Source organism: Stenotrophomonas sp. 05N423 (assembly GCF_056397145.1).
On record NZ_JBFTMV010000017.1, the window covers coordinates 1 to 5,957 of the forward strand.

At 55.7% G+C, this 5,957-nt stretch carries 2 tRNA genes, 2 rRNA genes and 2 pseudogenes; 2 read left to right on the forward strand and 4 right to left on the reverse strand.

Annotated elements, in window-relative coordinates:
* Together AC1DGW_RS16680 and AC1DGW_RS16685 are read left to right on the forward strand one after the other, a co-directional pair.
* Nucleotides 1-386 (forward strand): annotated as a pseudogene (locus tag AC1DGW_RS16680) (beta-ketoacyl-ACP synthase I); the annotation flags it as partial.
* A gap of 210 nt (nt 387-596) precedes the next feature.
* Nucleotides 597-752, forward strand: a pseudogene (locus AC1DGW_RS16685) (methylglyoxal synthase); the annotation flags it as partial.
* Nucleotides 753-879: 127 nt separating this feature from the next.
* Here the strand turns inward: AC1DGW_RS16685 and AC1DGW_RS16690 are convergent.
* From AC1DGW_RS16690 to AC1DGW_RS16705, 4 genes are all read right to left on the reverse strand, one after another.
* A 23S ribosomal RNA gene (locus AC1DGW_RS16690) occupies nt 880-3,757 on the reverse strand.
* A gap of 223 nt (nt 3,758-3,980) precedes the next feature.
* Nucleotides 3,981-4,057: transfer RNA gene (locus AC1DGW_RS16695), tRNA-Ile, on the reverse strand.
* A 20-nt stretch (nt 4,058-4,077) separates the two neighbouring features.
* A tRNA-Ala gene (locus tag AC1DGW_RS16700) sits at nt 4,078-4,153 on the reverse strand.
* Between the two features lie 91 nt (nt 4,154-4,244).
* A 16S ribosomal RNA gene (locus AC1DGW_RS16705) occupies nt 4,245-5,789 on the reverse strand.
* The 16S and 23S rRNA genes sit together here with 2 tRNA genes alongside, the layout of an rRNA operon.
* Nucleotides 5,790-5,957 lie beyond the last annotated feature (168 nt).

A 5,957-nucleotide genomic window follows, 5' to 3' on the forward strand; every position in this document is an offset into this window, starting at 1 on the left:
CGGTACGCTGCATGCAGATGTCGTTGTCAGGTCTGGATCGTCGCGTTGATTACCTCAACACGCACGGCACCTCGACGCCGTTGGGAGACATTACGGAGCTGGGTGCGGTGCGCGAGGTATTCGGTGATGAGTTGCCGCCGATCTCCTCGACCAAGGCGCTGTCCGGCCATTCGCTGGGTGCGGCGAGCGTGCACGAAGCGATCTTCTGCCTGCTGATGATGCGGGACGGTTTCATGGCCGGCTCGGCCAACATCGAGACGCTGGACGCGCGCGCGGAGGGCTTCCCGATCCTTCGTCGGACGCAGGAAGCGCGGCTGGAGACGGTGATGTCCAACAGCTTCGGCTTTGGGGGCACGAACGCCACTCTGGTATTCGGCCGGGTGTGATCTTCGCGTTCTGCCGGTAGTGGTGGAAGCAACGGCGCCTTTTGGCGCCGTTGTCGTATGTGCGGCGGGCACCGATCTGCTTAAGGCTGCACCTGCTCCACGCCTTCGCTTGCGAGGATCCGTTCCGGCCCGGCGGCCAGGCGCGCGTGGGTCCGGCCTTTCTCTCTGTCCCGCGCCTGCGGGACGGCCGTCGCAGTGCTCTCCTGCAGGTTCGAGGACCCGCACGTAGCGCGCCAGCACGAGGCTGACATCCAGTTGCTGGAGCGTGCGGTGACGACGGTGACGGGCGAGGCGGTGTGCATCACCGCGCCCAATCTGGCCGCGCGCTGGGCGGCTGCGGCGGGGCAACGCCCGCACCAGCGCTGATGTTGAGGGCGCGGAAAACGACAACGGCGCCAATCGGCGCCGTTCTGGTTTATGCGCCCCCCGCGTAGTGGATGCGTGCACTTGGGTCTATCGACATGTCATGTCGGCCAAGGCAACTTGAGGTTATATGGTCAAGCCACACGGATCATTAGTATCAGTTAGCTCAACGCGTTGCCGCGCTTACACACCTGACCTATCAACCACGTAGTCTACATGGTTCCTTCAGGGGGCTTGTGCCCCGGGAAGTCTCATCTTGAGGCGCGCTTCCCGCTTAGATGCTTTCAGCGGTTATCGCTTCCGAACATAGCTACCCGGCAATGCCACTGGCGTGACAACCGGAACACCAGAGGTTCGTCCACTCCGGTCCTCTCGTACTAGGAGCAGCCCCTCTCAAACTTCCAACGCCCATGGCAGATAGGGACCGAACTGTCTCACGACGTTCTGAACCCAGCTCGCGTACCACTTTAAATGGCGAACAGCCATACCCTTGGGACCGACTACAGCCCCAGGATGTGATGAGCCGACATCGAGGTGCCAAACACCGCCGTCGATATGAACTCTTGGGCGGTATCAGCCTGTTATCCCCGGAGTACCTTTTATCCGTTGAGCGATGGCCCTTCCATACAGAACCACCGGATCACTAAGTCCTAGTTTCCTACCTGCTTGATCCGTCGATCTTGCAGTCAAGCACGCTTATGCCTTTGCACACAGTGCGCGATGTCCGACCGCGCTGAGCGTACCTTCGAGCTCCTCCGTTACTCTTTAGGAGGAGACCGCCCCAGTCAAACTACCCACCATACACGGTCCCCGACCCGGATAACGGGCCTAGGTTAGAACGTCAAGCACGACAGGGTGGTATTTCAAGGATGGCTCCACTGCAGCTAGCGCCACAGTTTCATAGCCTCCCACCTATCCTACACAGACGAACTCAACGTTCAGTGTAAAGCTATAGTAAAGGTTCACGGGGTCTTTCCGTCTTGCCACGGGAACGCTGCATCTTCACAGCGATTTCAATTTCACTGAGTCTCGGGTGGAGACAGCGCCGCTGTCGTTACGCCATTCGTGCAGGTCGGAACTTACCCGACAAGGAATTTCGCTACCTTAGGACCGTTATAGTTACGGCCGCCGTTTACTGGGGCTTCGATCAAGAGCTTCGCCTTGCGGCTGACCCCATCAATTAACCTTCCAGCACCGGGCAGGCGTCACACCCTATACGTCCACTTTCGTGTTTGCAGAGTGCTGTGTTTTTGATAAACAGTCGCAGCGGCCTGGTCACTTCGACCATCACCAGCTATAGCCCGCATGGGCCACCGGCAATGGTGCACCTTCTCCCGAAGTTACGGTGCCATGTTGCCTAGTTCCTTCACCCGAGTTCTCTCAAGCGCCTGAGAATTCTCATCCTACCCACCTGTGTCGGTTTACGGTACGGTCTGCGTAAGCTGAAGCTTAGGAGCTTTTCCTGGAAGCGTGGTATCAGTGACTTCGTCTTAAAGACTCGTCTCGGTGCTCGGTCTTAAAGGATCCCGGATTTGCCAAAGATCCAAACCTACCGCCTTTCCCCAGGACAACCAACGCCTGGTACACCTAACCTTCTCCGTCCCTCCATCGCACTTACGCGAGGTGCAGGAATATTAACCTGCTTCCCATCGACTACGCATTTCTGCCTCGCCTTAGGGGCCGACTCACCCTGCGCCGATTAACGTTGCGCAAGGAAACCTTGGGCTTTCGGCGTGCGGGTTTTTCACCCGCATTATCGTTACTCATGTCAGCATTCGCACTTCCGATACCTCCAGCAGACTTCTCAATCCACCTTCGCAGGCTTACGGAACGCTCCTCTACCGCGCATAACAAAGTTATGCACCCCAAGCTTCGGTTCTGTGCTTAGCCCCGTTAAATCTTCCCCGCAGACCGACTCGACCAGTGAGCTATTACGCTTTCTTTAAAGGGTGGCTGCTTCTAAGCCAACCTCCTGGCTGTCTGTGCCTTTCCACATGGTTTTCCACTTAGCACAAAATTTGGGACCTTAGCTGTGGGTCTGGGTTGTTTCCCTTTTCACGACGGACGTTAGCACCCGCCGTGTGTCTCCCATACAGTCCGTCTCGGTATTCGGAGTTTGCAATGGTTTGGTAAGTCGCGATGACCCCCTAGCCATAACAGTGCTCTACCCCCGAGAGGATACATATGAGGCGCTACCTAAATAGCTTTCGAGGAGAACCAGCTATCTCCGGGTTCGATTAGCTTTTCACTCCTAATCACACCTCATCCCCTACCTTTGCAACGGGAGTGGGTTCGGGCCTCCAGTGCGTGTTACCGCACCTTCACCCTGGGCATGACTAGATCACCCGGTTTCGGGTCTACTGCCCGCGACTATGCGCCCTTATCAGACTCGGTTTCCCTTCGCCTCCCCTATACGGTTAAGCTTGCCACGAACAGTAAGTCGCTGACCCATTATACAAAAGGTACGCAGTCACTCTTTCGAGCTCCTACTGCTTGTACGCACACGGTTTCAGGTTCTATTTCACTCCCCTCTCCGGGGTTCTTTTCGCCTTTCCCTCACGGTACTGGTTCACTATCGGTCGGTCAGTAGTATTTAGCCTTGGAGGATGGTCCCCCCATGTTCAGACAGGGTTTCACGTGCCCCGCCCTACTCGTCTTCACTGGAATGGCCCTTTCAAATACAGGGCTATCACCTTCTATGGCCGGCCTTTCCAGACCGTTTTTCTAGAACCATACCAGCTTAAGGGCTGTTCCCCGTTCGCTCGTCGCTACTCAGGGAATCTCGGTTGATTTCTTTTCCTCTGGTTACTTAGATATTTCAGTTCACCAGGTTCGCTTCCAGCAGCTATGTATTCACTGCAGGATACCGCCGAAGCGGTGGGTTTCCCCATTCGGACATTACCGGATCAAAGCTTGTTGCCAGCTCCCCGATACTTTTCGCAGGCTGCCACGTCCTTCATCGCCTCTGACCGCCAAGGCATCCACCGTGTGCGCTTATTCGCTTGACCATATAACCGCAAGTTGCCTTGGATTATCTGATGTCCAGGGGTACAAAGCCCGGACACGAATATAACGACTCAATTAATAAAGAGACTTGCGTCTCTCGCCTTAGCCTCACGACACGTCAAGATAGACATCTCAAACGCTCGCTACGTCACAAGTTTTAAAAGAACAGGACACGGCCACAATGCCGTACCTATCAATTCTTTCGTATGCGCCAATCATTCAGAGTGGTGGGTCTGGGAGGACTCGAACCACCGACCTCACCCTTATCAGGGGTGCGCTCTAACCACCTGAGCTACAGACCCAATGTTCTGTCAAAGCTTAGTGGTGGAGCCTGTCGGGATCGAACCGACGACCCCCTGCTTGCAAAGCAGGTGCTCTCCCAGCTGAGCTAAGGCCCCAAAATGGGACTTCTCCACACCGGCTGCCGGTGCAGAACTCTGAATGCAGGTCTCTTGTGAGGGCGCCTGACAGGCGATGCTGTCATGCTCAAAAGGAGGTGATCCAGCCGCACCTTCCGATACGGCTACCTTGTTACGACTTCACCCCAGTCATCGGCCACACCGTGGCAAGCGCCCTCCCGAAGGTTAAGCTACCTGCTTCTGGTGCAACAAACTCCCATGGTGTGACGGGCGGTGTGTACAAGGCCCGGGAACGTATTCACCGCAGCAATGCTGATCTGCGATTACTAGCGATTCCGACTTCATGGAGTCGAGTTGCAGACTCCAATCCGGACTGAGATAGGGTTTCTGGGATTGGCTCACCGTCGCCGGCTTGCAGCCCTCTGTCCCTACCATTGTAGTACGTGTGTAGCCCTGGCCGTAAGGGCCATGATGACTTGACGTCATCCCCACCTTCCTCCGGTTTGTCACCGGCGGTCTCCTTAGAGTTCCCACCATTACGTGCTGGCAACTAAGGACAAGGGTTGCGCTCGTTGCGGGACTTAACCCAACATCTCACGACACGAGCTGACGACAGCCATGCAGCACCTGTGTCACGGTTCCCGAAGGCACCAATCCATCTCTGGAAAGTTCCGTGCATGTCAAGGCCAGGTAAGGTTCTTCGCGTTGCATCGAATTAAACCACATACTCCACCGCTTGTGCGGGCCCCCGTCAATTCCTTTGAGTTTCAGTCTTGCGACCGTACTCCCCAGGCGGCGAACTTAACGCGTTAGCTTCGATACTGCGTGCCAAATTGCACCCAACATCCAGTTCGCATCGTTTAGGGCGTGGACTACCAGGGTATCTAATCCTGTTTGCTCCCCACGCTTTCGTGCCTCAGTGTCAGTGTTGGCCCAGGCAGTCGCCTTCGCCACGGATGTTCCTCCTGATCTCTACGCATTTCACTGCTACACCAGGAATTCCACTACCCTCTGCCACACTCTAGTCAACCAGTTTCCATCGCCATTCCCAGGTTGAGCCCAGGGCTTTCACGACAGACTTAATCAACCACCTACGCACGCTTTACGCCCAGTAATTCCGAGTAACGCTTGCACCCTTCGTATTACCGCGGCTGCTGGCACGAAGTTAGCCGGTGCTTATTCTTTGGGTACCGTCAGAACAATCGGGTATTAACCGACTGCTTTTCTTTCCCAACAAAAGGGCTTTACAACCCGAAGGCCTTCTTCACCCACGCGGTATGGCTGGATCAGGCTTGCGCCCATTGTCCAATATTCCCCACTGCTGCCTCCCGTAGGAGTCTGGACCGTGTCTCAGTTCCAGTGTGGCTGATCATCCTCTCAGACCAGCTACCGATCGTCGCCTTGGTGGGCTCTTACCCCGCCAACTAGCTAATCGGGCATCGGCTCATTCTTTCGCGCCAGGCCCGAAGGTCCCCGGCTTTCACCCGTAGGTCGTATGCGGTATTAGCGTAAGTTTCCCTACGTTATCCCCCACGAAAGAGTAGATTCCGATGCATTCCTCACCCGTCCGCCACTCGCCACCCAGAGAGCAAGCTCTCCTGTGCTGCCGTTCGACTTGCATGTGTTAGGCCTACCGCCAGCGTTCACTCTGAGCCAGGATCAAACTCTTCACTTAAAACTACATGCCCGAAGGCAAATACTCTTAGCTGCAGATGTTCAACCACTGGCAACGTTTCGCTTGCTTTACAAACTACTCATTGCTTGATCAAACGTCTGCAAGATGGACAGTCATCCACTCCTGCAGGCGCCTTCACAAGATACCTGCGCATACTTTCAAAGAACT